Genomic DNA, 20,392 nt, shown 5'->3' with positions numbered 1-20,392 from the left:
CGGGTGGCTCAGACCTTGGGCACCGGGTCGGCGTCCACCTCGGCCTGTGCCGCCGCGGCCGCCTTCTTGACGCGGCGGCCCTTGAGGTACTCCAGCGCGATCGGGACCACGGACACCAGCACGATCAGGATGAAGATCGCGTCGACGTTGTTCTTGATGAACGAGATGTTGCCGAGCATCGAACCGAGCACGATGATCCCGGCTGCCCACAGGATGCCGCCGAGCACCGTGTAGGTGAAGTACTTGCGCGGGTCCATGCGGCCGATGCCGGCGAGCCAGGTGATGAACGTCCGGACGAACGGAACGAACCGGGCGAGCACGACGGCCTTGGGTCCGTGCCGCTCCAGGAACTCGTGCGTCTTGTCGGCGTACTCCCGCTTGAAGAAGCGCGAATCGGGCCGGTTGAACAGCTTCGGCCCCGCCTTCCAGCCGATCCCGTAGCCGACGACGTTGCCGATGATGGCGGCGAGTGTGGCGAGCACGCACACCAGCCACAGCGGAGCCTCGATGGTGCCGTTCGCGATGAACAGGCCCGCTGTGAACAGCAGCGAGTCGCCGGGCAGCACGGGGAAGACGCTGCTCTCGGCGAAGAGGATCAGGCACAGCACCGCGATCACGGCCGGTCCGAGGCCGGACAGCAGGTGTTCCGGGTTCAGGAAGTCCGGCATGATCGACGTGGGAGCCGGTGTCAGCGCGAGATTCACGGGGCATCACGGTACAGGTCCACCGAACCGCGGTCACAGGAGCGTGAGCAGTCCGATGAGCGCCCCTGACGCGAGGCCGAGGAGCACGGCGAGCAGCAGGACCCAGCGGGTCGCGAGCGGTCCCTCCGCCGCGGTCGCGGTGGTGTCCGCGGCGCCGGATCCGGGCGTGCGGCCGGTGTCCTCCGCCTCCAGTGCCGCCCGCTCGCGTTCCAGCGATCCCTCGCCCGCTCCGGACAGCAGCCCGTAGCCGTGCGGGGGCTCGACCACCGGCGGCTCGGCCACCCGCTGCTCGGCCGCGGCGGCCTGCTCCGCGGTCCGCGGCGGCGGGGCGTTCCTCGCCTGCGCGCGCAACGCCTCAGCCAGCAGTTGCTCGGGATCCTCGCTCATCGCCGTCCAGAGTAGTTCCGGTCCCGTTCGGACTGACTGAGCAGCGGGCCGAAGCGGCCGGCGATCCAGTCGTTGAGCGCGCGGCTCATCGAGTGCGCGAGGAACGCCGCCACCGTGGCCTGCGCGAGCGGCCGGAGCCGTGCGGCGCGGTCGGTCAGTTCCGGCACCTCCCCGGCGTTGGGCGTCCAGTCCTTGTCCCTGGACGGCAGCACGTGGTCCTCGACCATGTGCAGGAACGTCGCGGCGAGCTCGTCGGTGTGCCGCCGCACGTGACCGGCCAGTTCCAGCACCGCGGCCATCGGCACGCCCGCGGCGAGCAGTTCGCGGCCGGTGTTGAGCAGCCGGGGGCTGTGCACGATGACGTTCGCGCCGTCCCGCTGCAGCACGCCGAGCCGTTCCAGCCGGTCCAGCGTGCCCGCCCCGCCGTGCCCGCGGAACTCGGCGGCCAGTTCCGCGAGCGGAATGCGCTGCGGCGCCTCGTCCGTCCACGGCTGGGTGAGCACCTGTTCGAGCCCGAGCAGGTCGCCGAGATCCCGGCCGGACTCCCAGGCGGTGAGCATCTCCCTGATCTGGGCGAACGTGTACCCCCGTTCGAGCAGGCCGAGGATCAGGCGCAACCGGGCGAGGTGCGCCTCCGAATAGACGGCGACCCGGCCCCGCCGCATCGGTGGCGGCAGCAGGTCACGGTCCTGGTAGACGCGCACGTTGCCGACCGTCGTGCCTGCCGCGCGAGCGAGATCGTCGACCCGGTACTCCGCCACCCGGCGAATCTTAGGAGCCCGGTGCGCGCACCCATTCGCCGCGCCGCAATACCCCGGTCGGGCGAAGATCGTCATCGAGAACGACCAGGTCGGCGCGCAGGCCGGTGCGGAGGGCACCGACCTCGTCCGCGAGCCCGAGCAGCTCGGCAGGGCGGCCGGACGTCGCCCGAACGGCCTCGCCGATGTCCAGCCCGGCACCCCGCACGAGGTTGCGGAAGGCGGTGTCCATGGTGAGTGTGCTGCCCGCCAGCGCGCCGTTGTCCGCCAGGGTCGCCACGCCGTCGCGGACGTCCACCGCCAGCCTGCCGAGCCGGTACGTGCCGTCGGCGGCGTCGGTGGCCGACATCGCGTCGGTGATCAGCACGGTCCGGCCGGGGCCCGCGTGCCGCGCGGCCAGCCGCAGGACCGTCGGGTGCACGTGGACGAGGTCGCAGATGAGCTCGACGGTGACGCGGTCGTCGTCCAGCAGCGCGCCGATCGGACCCGGTTCGCGGTGGTGCAGCGGGCGCATTCCGTTGAACAGGTGGGTCGCGACGGTCGCTCCGGCCTCGACCGCAGGCCGGATCTGCTCCTCGACGCCGTCGGTGTGCCCGACCGCCACGATCACCCCGGCCTCGGCGAACTGGCGGACGGCCTTGATCCCGCCCGCGAGCTCCGGGGCCAGCGTCACCATCCGGACGTGTCCCCTGCCCGCGTCGAGCAGCGTGTCCACGGTGCTGGTGTCCGGTTCGCGCAGTGCGCCGGGATCGTGGGCGCCGCAACGCGACCGCGCGATGAACGGGCCCTCCAGATGCACCCCGGCCAGCTCGCCGTCCTCCACCAGCTCCGCCAGTGCCGCGAGCTGGCCGGTGAGCACGGGAACGGGGTCGGACACGAGGCTCGCGACCAGGGTCGTCGTGCCGTGCCCCCGGTGTGCGGCGACCGCGCGCGCCGCCTCCGCCGGGTCGGCTGCGGAGAACGAGCCGCCGCCACCCCCGTGGCAGTGGATGTCGACGAACCCGGGAACCACGAGCGATTCGCCGAGGTCGACGCGCGGGCCCGAGGGCGGGGGTCCGGAGCCGACACCGGTGATCAGCCCCCCGGACACGGAGAGCCAGCCCTGGTCCAGTACGCCGTCCGGGCAGGCGATCCGGCCCGTGAGTACGAATTCCTCGGCAGGTGTCACAAGCACATCATATTGGTCCAGACCAGAACGTTGGCAACTGTCACTCGATGAGCGCAGTCGGTGAACTATTTTCGACCAGTGCCGTCGCTCATCGCCTTCTGCAGTGCCTCCAGCGCGCGACTGGCGGTGGATTTCACCGTGCCCTTCGAGATGCCGGCGGCCTCGGAGATCTCGGCCTCCGACAGCCCGCCGTAGTACCGCAGCACCAGCACCTCCCGCTGCCGAGGCGGCAGCTTGGCCAGCGCGTTCACCACCGCCTGGTGCTCGGTGGACAGCATCGCCAGGCTCTCGGCCGACCGCGCGTTCGCGACGTGCGGCGGCACGTACTCGCGTGCCGTCTTACGGCGGCGGAGCACACTGCGGGAACCGTTCACGACCGCCGTGCGGAGGTAGCCGACGGCGGCCGCGGCGTCGCGGAGCCTGCCCCAGTTGCGATGCAGTCCGGTGAACGCCTCCTGGACGACGTCCTCGGCCGTCGCGGGCTCGTCCACCAGGAGGATCGCCAGCCGGACGAGCCGCATGCGGTGCGTGCGGTACAGGTCCTCGAGCGTCAGCGGGCCCTGCTGCAGCCGCTGCACCGGGGCGTCGATCGTCCGGAGATGCCCCAGCGTCTGCTCGACGCTGCTCTCCACGGTGCCCACGGTGTCTTTGGTCGCGCGCTCGCGCATGGGCTCGGCGCTGCCCTGCATCGAAACCTGCCCATCCCTCGACTGTGCCTGCTGGCCCTACGAGCCCCCTCCCGCGTCAGGACTCACGCGTACACAGGGTATCGGGTCCCCCCGCCCGATACCCAGGAAACGAAGGTGACCGTCAGGTACCGATACCGTGCGCATTCGGACACAGCACAATCGACCCGTGGAGGATGCCGTGACCTGGTTCGTGGTGGAGACCCGGTACGTGCCGGAGAAGGTCGCCGAGGTGCGACCGCGGCACCGGGACTACCTGCTCGCGCTCGCCGAGCAGGGCACGGTCGCGGTGGCCGGGCCGCTGGAGGACGACATCGGCGGGCTGATCGTCCTGCGGGCGGAGAGCAGGCAGGCGCTGGAGGAGGTCCTGGACGCCGACCCGTACCACCTGGAGGGCGCGCTGGCCGAGCGGACCGTACGCGAGTTCAAGCCGGTCCTCGGCGCCTGGGTGCCACCGGCCTCGTGAGTGGAAAACGTTGTTCTAACCACGTTTTCCACTCACGAGCCCGGCGTGCGGTCATGCTCCGGGGCTACTCCGCGTGCACGAGCACGCCGCGGATGTTCTTGCCGTCCCGCAGGTCCTGGTAGCCCTCGTTGACCTGCTCCAGCGTGTACTTCGTGGTGACCAGCTCGTCGAGCTTCAGCTGGCCCGCGTCGTAGAGCCGCAGCAGCTTGACGATGTCGTACTGCGGGTTGGCGGACCCGAACAGCGTGCCCTTGATCGTCTTCTCGAAGAGGGTCAGCACGCCGCCCGAGACGTGCACGGTGAGCTTCTCCGGGTTCGCCAGGCCGGTGACCACCACCGTGCCGCCCTTGCCGACCACGTCGAACGCGGCCGACACGACGTCCTCGTCGACCGTGCCCACCGTGATCAGCGCCTGCTCGGCCATCTGACCCCAGGTCAGCTCGGCCACCTTCTCGGCGGCCTCGGCCGCCGTCGCGAACGCGTGGGTGGCGCCCAGCTTGAGCGCGGTCTCCCGCTTGAACTCGACCGGGTCGACCGCGACCACGTACTTCGCTCCCGCGTGTGCCGCGCCCTGCACGGCGTTGATGCCGATCCCGCCGATGCCGTAGACGACCGTGGTGTCACCCGCGCGCACACCGCCCGAGTAGTTCGCCGTCGCCCAGCCGGTCGGCACACCGCAGCCGACGAGCACCGCCGTCTCCAGCGGGAGCCAGTCGTCGACCTTGACCACCGAGTGCTCGGAGATGGTGGCCCGCTCGGAGAACGTGCCGAGCATGCACATCGCGCCGAAGTCGGTGCCACCCGAGTGGAACCGGAAGGTGCCGTCCGGCATGTGCCCGTCGAGGATGGTGGCGCCCATGTCGCACAGGTTCGAGCGGCCCGTCGCGCAGTAGCGGCAGTGCCCGCAGTTGGGAATAAAGCTGCACACCACGTGGTCGCCCGGCTTCACCTTCGACACGCCCGGCCCGACGTCCTCGATCACGCCCGCGCCCTCGTGGCCCGCGACGATCGGGAACCTCGGCACCAGGTCGTTGTCGATGAGGTGCAGGTCGGAGTGGCACAGCCCGGCCGCCGTGTACTTGATCAGGACCTCGCCCGGTCCAGGTCCGTCGAGGTCGAGCTCCATGATCTCGAAGGGCTTGCCCGAGTCGAACAGTACTGCCGCCTTCGTCTTCACAGCTTGCTCCTCACGTGCGCCGTTGCCGCGTTTCGGTAGCGATTCTGCTGCCGGGGCGGGAGCCGCAACTGTGCAAATCCCGGACACCTCACGAGGTGATGCGCAGGGCCCGCATCCGGTTGTAGAGCGTGGACCGGCTGATGCCGAGCCGCCTGGCCGCGTGCACCTTGTTGCCGCCCTCCGCGGCGAGCGCCTTGGTGATGGCGTCGTGCTCGGCCTGTTCCCAGCCGGTGAGGGTGTGGCTCGCCGCGCCGACCTGGCAGCTCGGCGCCAGGTCGCGGGCGGTGATGTCGCCCGCCGAGCGGCGCTCGACGGCCTCGGCGAGCACGCTTTCCAGCTCCCGCAGGTTGCCCGGCCATGGCTGGGCCGCCAGCAGCTCCAGCGCGCCCGCGGTGAGTCGCAGCGAGCTGCCCGGGGCCAGCCCGCCGAGCATCGTCCGCGCCAGCGCGGGGATGTCGGCCCTGCGCTCCCGTAGCGCGGGCAGCTCGACCCGCCGGTGAGTCCGCGCGGCCAGCGCCGCGTGCTCACCACGCAGGTCCGCCAGCGGTTCGGCGGTCAGCGCCAGCCACGACCGGGACTCGTCGAGCAGGTGCGACAGCCGCGCCGCCAGCACCGGCGGCAGCAGGTGCACGCCCTCCACGACGACCAGCCCGCGATGTCCGGCGACCAGCTGCTCCAGCCGGACGGTCCACGCCCGCTCACCGAGCGCGGGCACGTCGGCGGCGTCGATCCGGGCCACCGGATCCCGCCCGGCCAGCAGCGCGGCGGCGGACGAGCGACCGGTCCCCGGTTCGCCGGTGATCAGCACCCGCCTGCGGGTCCGCGCGGCGTGCCGCAGCCGCTCGACCGCGTCGGCGGGCAGCACCCCGCCCGCGTGCCCCCGGCGGCCCGCCGCCCGGTACGCGGGCCGCACGGGCGCCAGCTCGAACAGCGTGCCCGCGTTCACCGACACCGCTTCGACGCGCACCTCGACGTCGGTGCCCGACGTCAGCCGCAGCCTGCGCACGCCCCTGCGGGTGCGGCCGACCTCCCGCAGCAGGGCGTGGTCGGCCGGGTCCACGAGGTCGACGGCGGCGGAGTTGGCCAGCACCACGTCCTCGCCGAGCGCCAGCACCGCGGACGCGCGGTGCTGCACCGACTGGAACGCCGCGAGCAGCCGCTGCTCGGCCAGCTTCGACCCGTCGAGCAGGCGCTGCTCGATGTCGGTCACCGCGCGCACGAGGAACGGCGCCAGCAGCGGGTTGGTGTCCGCGACGAGCCCGGTGATGTCCAGTACGCCTTCCAGCCGCCTGGTCGCGGGGTGCACGATCGGGTGCCCGTAGCAGGTGAACCGCTTGAACGCCTCCAGATAGTGCTCGTCGCCGTGCACCGCCACGCCGCGCCGCACCTCGAAGGGGGTCGCGATCGAGTTGGTACCGCTGGTCTCCTCCGTGAACTGACAGCCGGGGACCGCGCTGATGTCGTCGAGCACCCGCTCCACGGAGTGCCTGCCGAACCGCCGCGACACGATCCGTGAGTCCCGGTCGGCGAGGATGAGGCACAGTCCCGTGCCGTCCAGGTGCAGTGCCATCTCGTCGAGCACGGGGGCGGCCGCGCGCAGCAACCTGCTGCGCCGGTCGATGTCCCGCACCTCCAGCCGGTCGGTGGGGCTGGCAGGCGAGAGGCCGCTGGCCTCCGACCGCCGCCACGACTGGGCGATCTCGGGTCGTAGTCGCTGCTCATCGAGAAGGTTCACGGCGCACTCCCCGTCGAGTGGATCCCGCCATCATGGCAGGTGAACGGCGTTTCATGCACCCCCGCGCATGACCCCTGCCGCATCGCCTCGTGAGTGAGAAACGTGGTTAGAACAACGTTTCTCACTCACGAGCCCGGGCTCAGCCGGTCACGGTCTCCTGCTCACCCGCGCCGTCCATCGCGCCCGACCAGACCCGTTCCGGCCGCTTGCCGAGGCCGTTGAACGCGACGATCGCGACCAGGGCGACGATCCAGCCAGGGATCATCTCGTAGACGCCCGTCTCGCTGAACACGTCGATCTGCTGCCACAGCACCACGGTGCCCGCGCCGCCGACGATGCCGGCGAGCGCACCCGCCCACGTCATCCCCGGCCAGAACAGCGAGAGCAGGATGACGGGACCGAACGCGGCGCCGAAGCCCGCCCACGCGTACGCGACGATGTCCAGCACCGCGCCGCCGCCGAGCGCGATGACGTACGCGGCGACCGCCACCGCGATCACGGTCGCCCTGCCGACCCACACCAGGACGCGGTCCGATGCGGTCCGGTTGACGAACGCGCGGTAGAAGTCCTCGGTGAGCGCGGTGGAAGCCACGATGAGCTGGCTGTCCGCGGTGGACATGATCGCGGCCAGCACCGCGGCGAGCAGCACCCCGGCTACCCACGGGTTCAGCAGCTCCTGCGCCAGCGCGATGAACACCGTCTCCGGGTTGTCCAGCGGCTGGTCCAGCAGGCCGATGCCGACCAGCCCGACCAGCGACGCACCGGCCAGGGTCAGGACCACCCAGCTCGTGCTGATCCGGCGCGCGGTCGGGATGTGCCGCACGCTGCGGATCCCCATGAACCGCGCCAGGATGTGCGGCTGGCCGAAGTAGCCGAGCCCCCAGGCCAGCAGCGAGACCACCGCGACGAAACCGATCCCCTCACCACCGGTCCAGCTGCCGCCGGAGAAGCTCGCCTCCCTGCCCATGTCCAGCAACGCGGGCGACTCCCCGGTGAGCGCGTTCCGCAGCGCTGCGAAGCCACCGAGCAGGCCGATTCCCACCAGCGGGAGCGCGAGCAGGGCGAGGAACATCATCGTGCCCTGCACCACGTCGGTGAAGCTCACCGCGAGGAACCCGCCGAGGAAGGCGTACACCACGATCACCGCGACCGCCACCGTGATCGCCAGCGTCGAGTCGACGCCGAACACCTCCTCGAACAGCACGCCGCCCGCGACGAGTCCACTCGCGACATACGTGGTGAAGAAGACGACGATCACCACCGCGGAGACCAGCCGCAGCAGCCGCGTCCGGTCCTCGAACCGGCTTTCGAGATAGGCCGACAGGCTCACCGCGTCGCTCGCCCGCTCGGTGTAGGTGCGCAGCCGGGGAGCGACGAACAGCCAGTTGAGGTAGGTGCCCGCGGCGAGCCCGATCGCGATCCAGGTGGCTCCGACACCCTGCGCGTACACGGCTCCGGGCAGGCCGAGCAGCAACCACCCGGACATGTCGCTGGCCTGCGCCGAGAGGGCCGCTGTGGGGGCGTTGAGGCTGCGGCCGCCGAGTGCGAAGTCGGCGAGGGTGCTGGTGCGCCGGTACACCCACACCCCGATGACGATCATGACGATCAGGTACAGGGCGAAGGTCGCCAGGATCGGTGTGCTGATCTCGAACACGGGGACTCCTCGGTGGGCGGGGTCACCTGCGCTCGACGTGACCGGTCGTCGAGACAGTCGAGACGTCGGCGGCGCGACCGCCGGCAGGTTCGGTGGTTCCGAGGATCGTAGGTGCCGTCATGCACAGTGCATTTGTCCGATCCGACACCGTTGGCCCCCCGGTGTTGTCCGTGCGGACAAGGGCTGCGCACGCCGCTCGTGCTGGTCCTTCGGATACGGGCGGCGCCGTCCAGGCAACCGGGGCCGGTGACGATGTCCGGCGCGTGGCACCTGGCGACGTGGGGCGGGCAGGCGGCCGCCCGCCCGCGCCGATCGGCGCAACGGTACGCCGACCCCGCGGGGGCGAAACGGACGCTGAAGTGGTGCACGGCCCCGACGATAGAGCCGATGTGACGGTGCGCACACCGTCCCGACCGGCGGTGGCCCCAGCCCGATCGGAGAGGTGCTAGAGCTTGTTCGCCGCGCGGCCGCCGTGCCCGGTGATCGACGACTCCCGCGCGCCGCGCGCGGCGATGTCCTCCAGCGCCGCGCGGTCGGCGGCCGGCACCCGGGACCGGGCGCCGAGCTCGACGATCGGTGGCAGGAACGAACGGATGAGCTTGAGCGCCCCGACCCAGCGCGGGACGTGGATCGTCCTGGCCCGCTTCCTGATGCCCGCCTCCAGGTCGTCGAGAGCGGTCTCCAGCGGGTAGGTCTTGCCGATCAGGCCGGGCATCCCGCTGCGCAGCCTGCCGAACACGGGATGGGCGTCGGCGCTGGAGACCAGGTCGGTCCGGATCCAGGTCGGGTGCGCCACCCCGACCCGCACGCCGAGGTGGGCGACCTCCGCGCGGAGGCTGTTGCAGAACGCCTCGACACCCGCCTTGGCGGCCGCGTAGTTGGCCATGCCAGGAGCGTGGGTGATGGCCGCCAGCGAGGAGATGGCCAGCAGGTAGCCCCTGCGCTCGATGACGTGCGGCAACGTGACGCGGAAGGTGCGCCACACGCCGAGCAGGTCGACCTCGATCACCTTCTCGAACGCCGCGGGGTCCACCGACCGGACGAAGCCCGTGGTCGCTATCCCGGCGTTCGCCACGACGATGTCGATCCCGCCGAAGTGCTCGACGATCTCGGCGGTGGCCCGTTCCAGGTCCGTCCAGCTGGTGACGTCGGCCGACCAGGACCGCGCGGCCGCGCCGATGCGGTCCGCCACCTTCCGCTGCTCCTCGGGTTCGAGGCCGACGAGCGCCACCTTCGCGCCGTCCGCCGCGAGCCGTTCCGCGAGCCCCGCGCCGATGCCCCGGGCCGCGCCCGTGATGAGCACGACCTTGCCCTTCACTCCCGAGCCGGTCAGGAACGCCATTGGTGCCTCCATCGCTGTGTCTCCCCGGAACCGTACCTCAACTTACTTTCAGTAGGCTACTGACAAGTAGTGACGGGAATGCCACGCCGCGCGAGGACTGTTGCCACAGACATGACGGTGAATCTGGGCAAGATCGGAATCTGGCGGCGGGCCGACGGCCTCAACCCCCACCTGGCCGCCGAGGTGGAGGAACTCGGCTACGGCGCGATCTGGATCGGCGGCTCCCCGCCCGCCGACCTCGAACTGGCGGAGACCCTGCTCAACGCGACGAGCCGGATCGTCGTCGCCACCGGGATCGTCAACGTCTGGACCGCCGACGCGGAGACGGTCGCCCGTTCGTACCAGCGACTGGCGACCACGTATCCCGGGCGGTTCCTGCTCGGCGTCGGCGTCGGGCATCCGGAGGCCACGCAGGAGTACCACAAGCCGTACGACACGCTCGTGTCCTACCTCGACGAGCTCGACCGCGGGGGCGTCGCGCGGGAGGACCGCATGCTCGCCGCGCTCGGCCCGAAGGTGCTGGAGCTGGCCAGGGACCGCACGGTGGGCGCGCATCCGTACCTGACCACGCCCGAGCACACCCGGCAGGCCAGGGGCATCCTCGGCACCGGACCGCTGCTCGCGCCCGAACAGAAGGTGGTGCTGGAGACCGACCCCGAGCGGGCCCGCGAGATCGCCAGGCCCGCGGTGCACACGCCGTATCTGCAGCTCAGCAACTACCGGAAGAACCTGCGGCGGCTCGGCTGGACCGAGGAGGACATCGACGGCGGCGGCAGCGACCGGCTGATCGACGCGCTCGCCGTGCACGGAGACGCGGCCACCGTCGCCCGCGGCGTCGCCGCGCACCTGGAGGCCGGAGCGGACCACGTCTGCATCCAGGCACTGTCGTCCGACGACGAGCCACTACCGGTCTACCGGGCGTTGGCCGACGCGTTCTTCCGATCCTCGTAGGATCGGGTGGGAAGCACCGTCAGCCGAGGAGGACAACGATGCCCATCGCCACACCCGAGGTCTACGCGGAGATGCTGGACCGGGCCAAGGCGAACGAGTTCGCGTACCCGGCCATCAACGTGACCTCGTCGGAGACCCTGAACGCGGCGCTGCGCGGCTTCGCCGAGGCGGAGAGCGACGGGATCATCCAGTTCTCCACCGGTGGCGCCGAGTTCGCCTCGGGGCAGAAGGTCAAGGACATGGTCACGGGCGCCACGGCGCTCGCCGAGTTCGCGCACGTCGTCGCGGCGAAGTACCCCGTCAACATCGCGCTGCACACCGACCACTGCCCGAAGGACAAGCTCGACGGCTTCGTCAACCCGCTGCTGGAGGTGTCCAGGGAGCGGGTACAGCGCGGCGAGAACCCGCTGTTCCAGTCCCACATGTGGGACGGCTCGGCGATCGACCTCGACGAGAACCTCAAGATCGCGGCCGACCTGCTGGACCGCGCGGCCGCCGCGAAGATCATTCTCGAGGTCGAGATCGGCGTGGTCGGCGGCGAGGAGGACGGCGTCTCCAACGAGATCAACGAGAAGCTGTACACCGCCGAGGGCGACTTCCTGAAGACCGTCGACGCGCTGGGTGCCGGCGAGAAGGGCCGTTACCTGCTCGCGGCCACGTTCGGCAACGTGCACGGCTCCTACAAGCCGGGTGCCGTCCAGCTCCGCCCGGACGTGCTCAAGCGGGGCCAGCGGGTCGCGGCCGAGAAGCTGGGTCTCGCCGAGGGCGCCAAGCCCTTCGAGCTCGTCTTCCACGGCGGCTCGGGCTCGCTGCTGGAGGAGATCCACGAGGCCGTGTCGTACGGCGTGGTGAAGATGAACGTCGACACCGACACGCAGTACGCGTTCACCAGGCCGATCGCCGACCACATGTTCAAGAACTACGACGGCGTGCTGAAGATCGACGGCGAGGTCGGGAACAAGAAGGTCTACGACCCGCGCAGCTACATGAAGGCCGCCGAGGCCTCGATGGCCACGCGCGTCGTCGAGGCGGCCGAGGCGCTGAAGTCGGCAGGCCAGAAGCTCTGATGACACACGGCTCCCGACGGTGGCATCCGGGTGCGGTGCCGTGCACCGGATGCCACGGTCGGGTGAGCCGAACGGAGTAGGGCAAGCTGGTTGTCCATGATGTCCAAACGACTCGTCGCCGCCGTCCTCGTCGTCGCCATGTTGCTGGCGGGCGGGGGCATGGTGGTGACCATCTTCCTCTGAGCCAACCCGCAGAAAGGCGGCCATGACGCACGCGAACCTGCTCGGCCCCGACCCCACGCGGCTGCCCGACCGGCCGGACGCCCAGGCCGCGATGGACGCGGGCACCGACCCGGCGGAGGTCGCCGCCGAGCATCCCGACTTCAGCGAGGCATGGGCGGCGCTGGCCGAGCGTGCGCTGGACGCCGACGAGGTCGTCGCGGCCTACGCCTACGCCCGCACCGGCTACCACCGGGGACTCGACCAACTCCGCCGTGCCGGCTGGAAGGGGTTCGGCCCGGTGCCCTGGGAGCACCGGCCGAACCAGGGCTTCCTCCGGGCACTAGCCGCGCTGGCCAAGGCCGCGGGGCGCGTCGGCGAGACCGAGGAGTACGAGCGCTGCAGGCAGTTCATCGCCGACTCCGACCCGGCCGCCGCCGAGGCCACCGGCCTGGCCGGCTGAGCCGCACGGATGAGTGAAGAACGTGGTGCGAAACCACGTTCTTCACTCACCAGCGGTCAGCAGCGGTCGAGCATGCCCGACAGCGCCGACTTCTCGGCACCCGTGGCGGTGAGGCGGTACTCGTGCTTCACGGAGATCCACATCTTCGCGTAGGTGCACCGGTAGGCCGTCCGCGGCGGCTGCCACTCCTCCGGGCCGTCGTCGCCCTTCTCCTGGTTGACGTTGTCCGTCACCGCGATCAGCTGCGGCGAGTCGAGATCGTTGGCGAAGGCCTGCCGCTTGCTGGTGGTCCACCGGGCGGCTCCGGTGCGCCACGCCTCGGCGAGCGGGACCACGTGATCGATGTCCACATCGGAGGCCTGGTACCAGGTCGCGCCGTCGTAGGGGCTGTACCAGCTGCCGGTGTCGGGGTAGCAGTCGGAGCCACTCGTCACCCCTGAGCCGTCCCGCTTCAGCACCACCTCGCGGGTGTTGCAGTTGTTCCCCTGGTTGCTCCAGTGCGGGAAGAGGTCGCGGTCGTAACCGGCCATCGATCCGTCGGCGGCCACGGTGAGGGCGGCGAGCTGCGCGCGAGCGGTGGACTCGCTGGGAATGCCGGGCGGCGCCGCGGTGGCCGTGCCGGTCAGGGTGAGGGTCAGGACGCCGACGGCGCCGAGTGCGGTCAGGCAGCGGGGGACGGACAGGACGGACACGATGGCCTCCCTGCGGGCAGGTTGGGGACTTTCCGACTCTGACCCACGCAGGTGGCCATGACAACACTAAAGAGTTAACTGCATGCGGACGGTGTTCAAGCTGGCCGGATCAGGAGCACATCTTCGGTGTGCCGGTACCACGTCCAGCGCTCCATCGCCCTCGGGTAGGGCACGCCGTCCGACTCCGGTGTCACCGGCCGGCAGCCGAACTGCACCGCGCGGCACCGGAACCGCTCCCTGCGCCTGAGCAGGCGACCGCGCGTCACCGTGACCTCGAGTCCCGGACCGTCGCCCCGGTCCGGCTCCACCACGATCGAGCGGGCCTCTCCGCGCAGCGCGAGGTGCTCGTCGCAGTAGACGACCCCCCGCACCGGGGCCAGCTCGCCGCGGCCGACCAGCACCCCGCCCGCGTCGTCGCGCACCAGCGGCACCGGCCGCGCCGCACCGTTCAGCGCCAGGTCGAGTGCCGTCCGCGGATCGGTGGGCAGCGCCCAGCGCCGGGCGACCGCCGAGCCGGGATCCGTGGGCACGAACCCCACCTCCGTCGCGCCGAGCAGCTCCTTGCGCAGCAACCGCAGCGTGACGGCCGCCAGGTCGGCGTCCGTGCCCGCGACCACCAGCAACTCGGGGCCGAGCAGCGGATCGACCTCCGCCCTGCCCGGCCGCTCGGGCAGGTGCTCCACCTCGACACCCTCGAAGGGCAACGCCCCCGCGATCCTCCCGCAGGCCAGCACCGGTCCACGCACCCGCGTTCCCTCCCGTTCGCCGCTGTACGCTCATGCACCGGCATTCACCAGCGCCATACACCTCACCCGATCAACAGGAGTGTCACATGCCGGCCATCGTGCTCATCGGTGCCCAGTGGGGGGACGAAGGCAAGGGCAAGGCCACCGACCTGCTCGGTGACCGGGTTCAGTGGGTGGTCCGGTACCAGGGCGGCAACAACGCGGGACACACCGTCGTGCTGCCCGACGGCCAGGACTTCGCCCTGCACCTCATCCCGTCCGGCATCCTCACCCCCGGTGTGACCAACGTGATCGGCAACGGTGTCGTCGTCGACCCCGCCGTCCTGCTCGACGAGCTCTCCGGCCTGGAGGCGCGGGGCATCGACACCAACCGGCTGCTCCTCTCCGCCGACGCGCACCTGATCATGCCCTATCACGTGGCGATCGATAAGGTCACCGAGCGTTACCTCGGCGCGAAGAAGATCGGCACCACCGGACGCGGGATCGGCCCCTGCTACCAGGACAAGATCGCCCGGGTCGGGGTGCGCGTCCAGGACCTGCTCGACGAGAAGATCCTGCGGCAGAAGGTCGAGGCCGCCCTGGAGTTCAAGAACCAGGTGCTGGTGAAGGTCTACAACCGCAAGGCGCTCGACCCGGGCGAGGTCGCCGACACCGTGCTGGAGCAGGGAGAGAAGTTCGCCCACCGGATCGCCGACACGCGGCTGGAGCTGAACAAGGCCCTGGAGCGCGGCGAGACCGTGCTGCTGGAGGGCTCGCAGGGCACCCTGCTCGACGTCGACCACGGCACCTACCCGTTCGTGACGTCGTCGAACCCCACCTCCGGCGGCGCGAGCGCCGGGTCCGGCATCGGGCCCGGCCGCATCACGACGGTCCTGGGCATCCTCAAGGCCTACACGACGCGGGTGGGCTCGGGGCCGTTCCCCACCGAGCTCACCGACGAGGCGGGCGAGAACCTGCGGAAGTCCGGCGGCGAGTTCGGGGTCACCACCGGCCGGTCCCGGCGCACCGGCTGGTTCGACGCGGTGATCGCCCGCTACGCCGTGCGCGTCAACGGCATCACCGACTACTTCCTGACCAAGCTCGACGTCCTGTCCGGACTGGAGAAGGTGCCGGTGTGCGTGGCGTACGAGGTGGACGGCTTCCGCACCGAGGACATGCCGATGACCCAGACCGACGTGCACCACGCCGTGCCGATCTACGAGGAGATGCCCGGCTGGTGGGAGGACATCAGCCAGTGCCGCTCGTTCGCGGAGCTGCCCGCCAACGCGAAGGCGTACGTCGAGCGGATCGAGGAGCTCGCCGGGGCGCGCGTCTCCGCCGTCGGCGTGGGTCCCGGCCGCGAGCAGACGATCGTCCGCCACGACTTCCTCTAGGGTCCCGGTCAAAAACGGCGGGCTTGTCCTGGCTGGGCGCGAGGAATCCGAGGTTGGTGGCCGCCCACCGGAGTTCGGCCCCACATCGCCGTGCTCGGGGAATGGCTCCGATCGACTTCGGCACCGCCCTCGTCGTGTTCGTGGCGGGACGCCGCGTTGTCGCCAGCGCTGTGCGGAGAGGCTTTCTGGCCCCGTCAACCAACGTGAACGTGTTGCCTTGCGTCCGGGTCATCGGCGCGTACCCGAATGCCTCCGCGATCTTGGCGAAGAACTCGGCCGTCTCGGCGTCGCCGCCGGACAGTTCGTATCTGCCACCGGCAGAGATCCTGTCGAGGAAGCGCACCCGCTCGCGCGGCGAACCGCGGACCAGCGACGTCACAGCGTCTCCGTGTCTCAGCCCCGTCGGGTTCGACGAATTGCCTGCGATGCCAACGTGGTGCGGAGGCATCGCTCAGCGCATTACGCCACGCGGCCATGCGTGATCAGGGGCCACAGCGACCCCGCGTACGCGCAACACGTCAGACCGCCGCGCTGCCGTGCCACTGGTCCGGATCACCACATATCCCACCGGACCTAGCGCACGAGGGCGTCCAGGGCCGTCACGGCGGCGGCGATTGCGGGCGCGGCACGGGCGCCGCGGCGCGTGCAGGTGAGGAACTTGCGCGACGGTGCGGTGTCGCTGATGGCGATCCGGCGGACATCGAGATCCGGGAACAGCTGCGCGAGCCGGGGGAAGAGGGCCACGCCGAGGCCGAGGTCGACGAGTGTGGCCACCAGGCTCGAGTCGGCGGCCTCGTGCGCGATGTTGGGGCTGAACCCGGCCGCCGAGCACGCCGCGAGCACGTGCGCCCTGGCCGGGTCCGACGGCACCCCGATGATCCACGGGTCGCCCGCGACCTCGGGCAGCTCGATGGTCCGCCGCCCGGCGAGCCGGTGGCCTGCGGAGACCAGCAGGTCGAACGGGTCGTCCAGCAATGGCCGCTGGTCGAACCGCGGATCACCGGCCGCGGGGTTGCCCGGTACGGCCTCGATCACGGCCAGATCGGCGTCGCCGCTGAAGAGCAGGTCGAACGACTCGGCGGTGGTGGCCTCGCGCACGCGGACGGAGAGCCGGGGGTGGCGGGTGGTGAGGCGTGCGGCGACCGGTCCGAGGAACCGGCACATCGCGGTGGGGAACCCCACCATGCGCAGCTCGCCCGCTGGTTCGTCGCCGCTCGCGCTGAGTTCGGCCTCGGCCTGCTGCCAGCGTGCCTCGATCTCGTCCGCGTGCCCGAGCAGGGTGCGGGCGGCCGCGGTGAGCCGGACGTTGCGGCCGTGTGGTTCGAGGAGGGTGACGTCGAGTTCGCGGCCGAGCTGCCGGATCTGCTGCGAAGCGGCCGACGGCGTCAGGTGCAGCGCGCGGGCGGCCGCGGTGACGGTGCCGTAGTGCGCCACGGCACGCAGCACGCCGAGCCGACGCAGGTCGATCATGTAGTCAATTCTTCACTGTTCCATGCAGATATCCAACCTGGACCTGCACGGTAGGGCGTTCCACGCTGGAGGCATGACCGAGTGCCCGTTCTGTGGCTGGCCCGACGCCGATCCGTTCGCCGTCCTCTCCCGGCATCGCACCGTGGTGGGTGAGACGGTCTGGACGCGCTGCGCCTGCGGTTCACTGCAGGTGCGCGAGATCGGCGTGGCCGGGATGCGGATCACCACCCGGGGCCGCCCTGGCCGCGGGCCCGCGTGGTGCGAACCCGGAGCTTGACCTGGAGCGTACTCCAGGTGCGACGCTGGCTTCGTGAGCTTCTACTCGCCCGCGCAGGTCAGCGAAGAGACCGGCTTCAGCATCGACACGCTGCGCTACTACGAGAAGATCGGCCTGCTGCCCGACGTCGGCCGCACGGCGGGCGGCAGGCGGCGGTTCAGCGACGACAACCTCAACCTGCTGCGGCTGCTGCGCTGCCTGCGGGACACCGGGATGCCGATCGCGGACATGCTGCGCTTCGTGCAGCTCCTGCGGGCGGGCGAGGAGCGGCGCCGGGAACGGCTCGCCGTGCTGCGCGAACACGACCGCCGCGTCTCGGAACAGATCGCGCGGCTGCGCGAGCACCAGCGGCTCATCCGGCACAAGATCGACGTCTACGAGCGAGCCGGGTGCGCCCCGGGCTCGTGAGCTGCAAGACACTCACGAGGCCCGGGGCGATCGGTCACCGCTCCGCGAAGGCCGCCACGGCGAGGTCCGGATGATCGGCGAACACACCGTCGATGCCCGTCGCCAGGAACGCCTCGTACTCAGCGAAGATGTCGCCGTACGCGGCCGGGTCGGCCGACGAGCGGAACTCGGCGGGCAGGAACGCGTTCTCCGCGCGGAACGTGTAGGGGTGCACCACGAGCCGCTGCTCGTGCGCGTCGGCCACCAGTGACGTCGGCTCGCCGAGGAAGCCGTCCGCGTCCCGGGGGATGATCCGGTTCTTGTCCGGGCCGATGCCGTCCGCGTACGTCGCGATCTCCGCGAGCCCCTCCGGTGTCACCAGATCGTCGTAGGTACGCGGGTCGCCGTTCGCCACGAAGTCGTACGGCGCACCGGACCCGCCGATGAGCTGCACCAGCGGCACCCGCAGCCGGCGGTCCAGCTGCTTGAGGTTGGCGACCTCGAACGACTGGACGTACACCTTCGCGCCGGGCCGGTTCAGGCCGTTCCGCTGCAGCGTGCGCACCAGCGCGGGCTCCAGCGGCAGACCCTGCCGCTGGAAGTACGTCGGGTGCTTCGTCTCCGGGTAGATCCCGACCGTCCGGTGCAGCTCGCGCGACAGCCGGCGAGCCAGGTCGATGATCTCCTGCAGCGTCGGGATCTCGTAGCGGCCGTCGTGGATCGTGTTCTCCTGCCGCAACTGCGGGATGCGCTCCTTCGCCCGCAGCGTCTTCAGCTCGGCCAGCGTGAAGTCCTCGGCGAACCAGCCGGTGACCTCCTCGCCGTCGACCGTCTTCGTGGTCTTGCGGTCGGCGAACTCGGGGTGGTCGGCGACATCGGTCGTGCCGCCGATCTCCGGCTCGTGCCGGGCCACCAGCACACCGTCCTTCGTCGTCACCAGGTCGGGCTCGATGTAGTCGGCGCCCATGCGCGCCGCCAGCTCGTACGAGGCGAGCGTGTGCTCGGGCCGGTACCCGGAGGCGCCCCGGTGGCCGACGACGACGGGCCCGTCCGGGCCCCGCAGGTGGCCGAACGCGGTCCGCGCGGGCTCCGTCGTGGCCGCCGCGGGCATCACCACCACGCTCGTGACGCCGACCACGGCCAGTCCGGACAGGGCCAGCGCCGCCCTCGTCCAGGCCCGCGTTCTCCAGCGCTCTCGCATCATCCGTGCCCTCTCTCGCGAATCGTCGGGATCCGGGCACACCCTCGCCCGCCGTGGCTGCCGCGTGGCGAAGGGGGTGCGGCGGACAGGGAACGGGCACGTGAACGGCAGGGGAGGGCGCCCGGCCGGATCGGGCGCGGCTACGCTGTGGAGCCGTGCGCGTCCTGGTAATCGGTTCCGGTGCCCGAGAGCATGCCCTCGTTCTCGCCGCCTCCCACGACCCGGCGGTCACGGCGCTCGGCTGCGCGCCCGGCAACGCCGGTACCGCCGCGGTAGCCGAGACGCTCGGCGGCGACATGTCCGAGCCGGCCGGGGTGGCCGAGCTCGCCAGGGAGTGGAAGGCCGACCTCGTGGTCGTCGGCCCCGAGGCACCACTGGTCGCCGGTGCCGCCGACGCCGTGCGCGGGGCGGGCATCCCGTGCTTCGGGCCGTCCGCCGCGGCCGCCCGCATCGAGGGTTCCAAGGCGTTCGCCAAGGACGTCATGGCCGCCGCGAACGTCCCGACCGCCCGCAGCGAGGTCGTGGACAACCCCGCGCGTCTCGACGCGGCGCTCCAGCGCTTCGGCCCCACCTGGGTGGTCAAGGACGACGGCCTCGCGGCAGGCAAGGGAGTCGTGGTCACCACCGACGTCGACCACGCGCGCAAGCACGCGCTCACCCTGCTCGACGGCGGCCACCCGGTCGTGCTCGAGTCCTACCTCGACGGTCCGGAGGCGTCGCTGTTCTGCCTGGTCGACGGCCGCACCGTCGTCCCGCTGCTGCCCGCGCAGGACTTCAAGCGCGTCGGCGACGGCGACGCCGGCCCCAACACCGGCGGCATGGGCGCCTACGCGCCGCTGCCGTGGGCCCCCGCGAGCCTCGTCGACGAGGTCGTCACCCGCATCGTCCAGCCCGTCGTCGACGAGCTGGCCGCCCGCGACACCCCGTTCTCCGGTCTGCTCTACGCCGGGCTCGCGCTCACCGCGGAGGGGCCCCAGGTGATCGAGTTCAACTGCCGCTTCGGCGACCCGGAGACCCAGGCCGTGCTCGCCCTGCTGCGCACACCGCTGGCCCGGCTGCTGCACGCCACCGCCACCGGGACGCTCGCCGGGCAGCCGCCGCTGGAATGGGCGGAAGGCGCCGCCGTCACCGTCGTGCTCGCCGCCAACAACTACCCCGGCGTTCCCCGTACCGGCGATGTGATCACCGGGAGCGAGGCCGAGGGCGTCCTGCACGCGGGCACCCGGCGGCGCGAGGACGGCGCGGTCGTGTCCAGCGGCGGCCGGGTGCTGTCGGTGGTCGGCACCGGCGACGACCTGGCCGCGGCTCGCGAGCAGGCTTACGAGCGCGTCGCCAGGGTGCACCTGCCCGGTGCGCACCACCGCACCGACATCGCGCTGCGCGCCGTCCGCGGCGAGATCGCGATCCCCGCGCACGCCTGACGTCCGCCGGGCGCGCGGGAACCGGCCGTCCGCCGAGTTCGTCGAACTTCAGGTCACCGTCACACCGACGTTGGTAACCTGCCCAGGGAGAGCGGCTGGCTACCGACC

At 71.3% G+C, this 20,392-nt stretch carries 21 protein-coding genes; 8 read left to right on the top strand and 13 right to left on the bottom strand.

Annotated features, from left to right (window positions below):
* Positions 1 to 8: 8 nt before the first annotated feature.
* The 5 genes from B0I33_RS13040 to B0I33_RS13020 all read right to left on the bottom strand — a co-directional run bounded on the left by B0I33_RS13040 (position 9) and on the right by B0I33_RS13020 (position 3,706).
* A complete protein-coding gene (locus tag B0I33_RS13040; protein ID WP_106179417.1) occupies positions 9 to 668 on the bottom strand; it encodes a DedA family protein in 660 nt (219 codons plus the stop codon).
* Between the two features lie 69 nt (positions 669 to 737).
* Complete coding sequence (locus tag B0I33_RS13035; RefSeq protein WP_106179012.1) at positions 738 to 1,091, bottom strand: hypothetical protein; 354 nt, start codon at positions 1,089 to 1,091, stop codon at positions 738 to 740.
* Entirely contained in the window at positions 1,088 to 1,852 is a 765-nt protein-coding gene (locus B0I33_RS13030) for a MerR family transcriptional regulator (RefSeq protein WP_245900646.1), read from the bottom strand. The genes B0I33_RS13035 and B0I33_RS13030 overlap by 4 nt, the downstream gene beginning before the upstream one ends.
* Before the next feature lie 10 nt (positions 1,853 to 1,862).
* Entirely contained in the window at positions 1,863 to 3,017 is a 1,155-nt protein-coding gene (nagA, locus tag B0I33_RS13025; RefSeq protein WP_106179010.1) for an N-acetylglucosamine-6-phosphate deacetylase, read from the bottom strand.
* 65 nt (positions 3,018 to 3,082) lie between these two features.
* Positions 3,083 to 3,706: a SigE family RNA polymerase sigma factor gene (locus B0I33_RS13020; protein WP_106179009.1), complete on the bottom strand. Its 624-nt coding sequence runs from the start codon at positions 3,704 to 3,706 to the stop codon at positions 3,083 to 3,085.
* A 178-nt stretch (positions 3,707 to 3,884) separates the two neighbouring features.
* Between B0I33_RS13020 and B0I33_RS13015 the strand changes: the two genes are divergently transcribed.
* Positions 3,885 to 4,169: a YciI family protein gene (locus B0I33_RS13015; protein ID WP_106179008.1), complete on the top strand. Its 285-nt coding sequence runs from the start codon at positions 3,885 to 3,887 to the stop codon at positions 4,167 to 4,169.
* 64 nt (positions 4,170 to 4,233) lie between these two features.
* Here the strand turns inward: B0I33_RS13015 and B0I33_RS13010 are convergent, their stop codons facing one another.
* The 4 genes from B0I33_RS13010 to B0I33_RS12995 all read right to left on the bottom strand — a co-directional run bounded on the left by B0I33_RS13010 (position 4,234) and on the right by B0I33_RS12995 (position 10,077).
* On the bottom strand, positions 4,234 to 5,346 hold the full coding sequence (locus B0I33_RS13010) for an NDMA-dependent alcohol dehydrogenase (RefSeq protein ID WP_106179007.1): 1,113 nt from the start codon (positions 5,344 to 5,346) through the stop codon (positions 4,234 to 4,236).
* Between the two features lie 88 nt (positions 5,347 to 5,434).
* The gene (locus B0I33_RS13005; protein WP_106179006.1) at positions 5,435 to 7,081 is read right to left on the bottom strand and encodes a sigma-54-dependent Fis family transcriptional regulator; all 1,647 of its coding nucleotides are present in this window, start codon (positions 7,079 to 7,081) and stop codon (positions 5,435 to 5,437) included.
* A 139-nt stretch (positions 7,082 to 7,220) separates the two neighbouring features.
* Positions 7,221 to 8,735, bottom strand: coding sequence for a sodium/proline symporter PutP (putP, locus tag B0I33_RS13000; RefSeq protein ID WP_106179005.1), 1,515 nt, complete (start codon positions 8,733 to 8,735; stop codon positions 7,221 to 7,223).
* A 445-nt stretch (positions 8,736 to 9,180) separates the two neighbouring features.
* Positions 9,181 to 10,077, bottom strand: coding sequence for an SDR family oxidoreductase (locus B0I33_RS12995; protein ID WP_181193276.1), 897 nt, complete (start codon positions 10,075 to 10,077; stop codon positions 9,181 to 9,183).
* 111 nt (positions 10,078 to 10,188) lie between these two features.
* On the opposite strand from B0I33_RS12995, the gene B0I33_RS12990 reads away from it, so the two are divergent.
* The 3 genes from B0I33_RS12990 (at position 10,189) to B0I33_RS12980 (ending at position 12,717) form a co-directional block, all read left to right on the top strand.
* The gene (locus B0I33_RS12990) at positions 10,189 to 11,028 is read left to right on the top strand and encodes an LLM class F420-dependent oxidoreductase (RefSeq protein WP_106179003.1); all 840 of its coding nucleotides are present in this window, start codon (positions 10,189 to 10,191) and stop codon (positions 11,026 to 11,028) included.
* Between the two features lie 38 nt (positions 11,029 to 11,066).
* Positions 11,067 to 12,095 (top strand): class II fructose-bisphosphate aldolase, encoded by a 1,029-nt coding sequence (gene fbaA, locus B0I33_RS12985; protein WP_106179002.1) that lies wholly within the window; start codon positions 11,067 to 11,069, stop codon positions 12,093 to 12,095.
* A gap of 205 nt (positions 12,096 to 12,300) precedes the next feature.
* Positions 12,301 to 12,717, top strand: coding sequence for a DUF3151 domain-containing protein (locus tag B0I33_RS12980; RefSeq protein WP_106179001.1), 417 nt, complete (start codon positions 12,301 to 12,303; stop codon positions 12,715 to 12,717).
* A gap of 56 nt (positions 12,718 to 12,773) precedes the next feature.
* Here the strand turns inward: B0I33_RS12980 and B0I33_RS12975 are convergent, their stop codons facing one another.
* Entirely contained in the window at positions 12,774 to 13,412 is a 639-nt protein-coding gene (locus tag B0I33_RS12975) for an HNH endonuclease family protein (RefSeq protein ID WP_425440480.1), read from the bottom strand.
* A 92-nt stretch (positions 13,413 to 13,504) separates the two neighbouring features.
* Positions 13,505 to 14,155, bottom strand: a complete 651-nt coding sequence (locus B0I33_RS12970; RefSeq protein ID WP_106179000.1) for a hypothetical protein — start codon at positions 14,153 to 14,155, stop codon at positions 13,505 to 13,507.
* 86 nt (positions 14,156 to 14,241) lie between these two features.
* Between B0I33_RS12970 and B0I33_RS12965 the strand changes: the two genes are divergently transcribed.
* Complete coding sequence (locus B0I33_RS12965) at positions 14,242 to 15,528, top strand: adenylosuccinate synthase (RefSeq protein WP_106178999.1); 1,287 nt, start codon at positions 14,242 to 14,244, stop codon at positions 15,526 to 15,528.
* Positions 15,529 to 16,101: 573 nt separating this feature from the next.
* Here the strand turns inward: B0I33_RS12965 and B0I33_RS12960 are convergent.
* The gene (locus B0I33_RS12960) at positions 16,102 to 16,998 is read right to left on the bottom strand and encodes a LysR family transcriptional regulator (protein ID WP_106178998.1); all 897 of its coding nucleotides are present in this window, start codon (positions 16,996 to 16,998) and stop codon (positions 16,102 to 16,104) included.
* A 73-nt stretch (positions 16,999 to 17,071) separates the two neighbouring features.
* On the opposite strand from B0I33_RS12960, the gene B0I33_RS12955 reads away from it, so the two are divergent.
* The gene (locus tag B0I33_RS12955; protein WP_106178997.1) at positions 17,072 to 17,275 is read left to right on the top strand and encodes a hypothetical protein; all 204 of its coding nucleotides are present in this window, start codon (positions 17,072 to 17,074) and stop codon (positions 17,273 to 17,275) included.
* A gap of 33 nt (positions 17,276 to 17,308) precedes the next feature.
* Entirely contained in the window at positions 17,309 to 17,683 is a 375-nt protein-coding gene (locus tag B0I33_RS12950) for a MerR family transcriptional regulator (protein ID WP_106178996.1), read from the top strand.
* A gap of 34 nt (positions 17,684 to 17,717) precedes the next feature.
* On the opposite strand, the gene B0I33_RS12945 is transcribed toward B0I33_RS12950, so the two are convergent.
* Positions 17,718 to 18,866 (bottom strand): glycerophosphodiester phosphodiesterase, encoded by a 1,149-nt coding sequence (locus B0I33_RS12945; RefSeq protein WP_245900644.1) that lies wholly within the window; start codon positions 18,864 to 18,866, stop codon positions 17,718 to 17,720.
* 152 nt (positions 18,867 to 19,018) lie between these two features.
* Between B0I33_RS12945 and purD the strand changes: the two genes are divergently transcribed.
* A complete protein-coding gene (gene purD / locus B0I33_RS12940; RefSeq protein ID WP_106178995.1) occupies positions 19,019 to 20,284 on the top strand; it encodes a phosphoribosylamine--glycine ligase in 1,266 nt (421 codons plus the stop codon).
* Positions 20,285 to 20,392 lie beyond the last annotated feature (108 nt).

The sequence above is a fragment of the Prauserella shujinwangii genome (assembly GCF_003001955.1).
Taxonomy (GTDB): domain Bacteria; phylum Actinomycetota; class Actinomycetes; order Mycobacteriales; family Pseudonocardiaceae; genus Qaidamihabitans; species Qaidamihabitans shujinwangii.
This window is presented reverse-complemented; position numbering and strand designations above follow the sequence as displayed.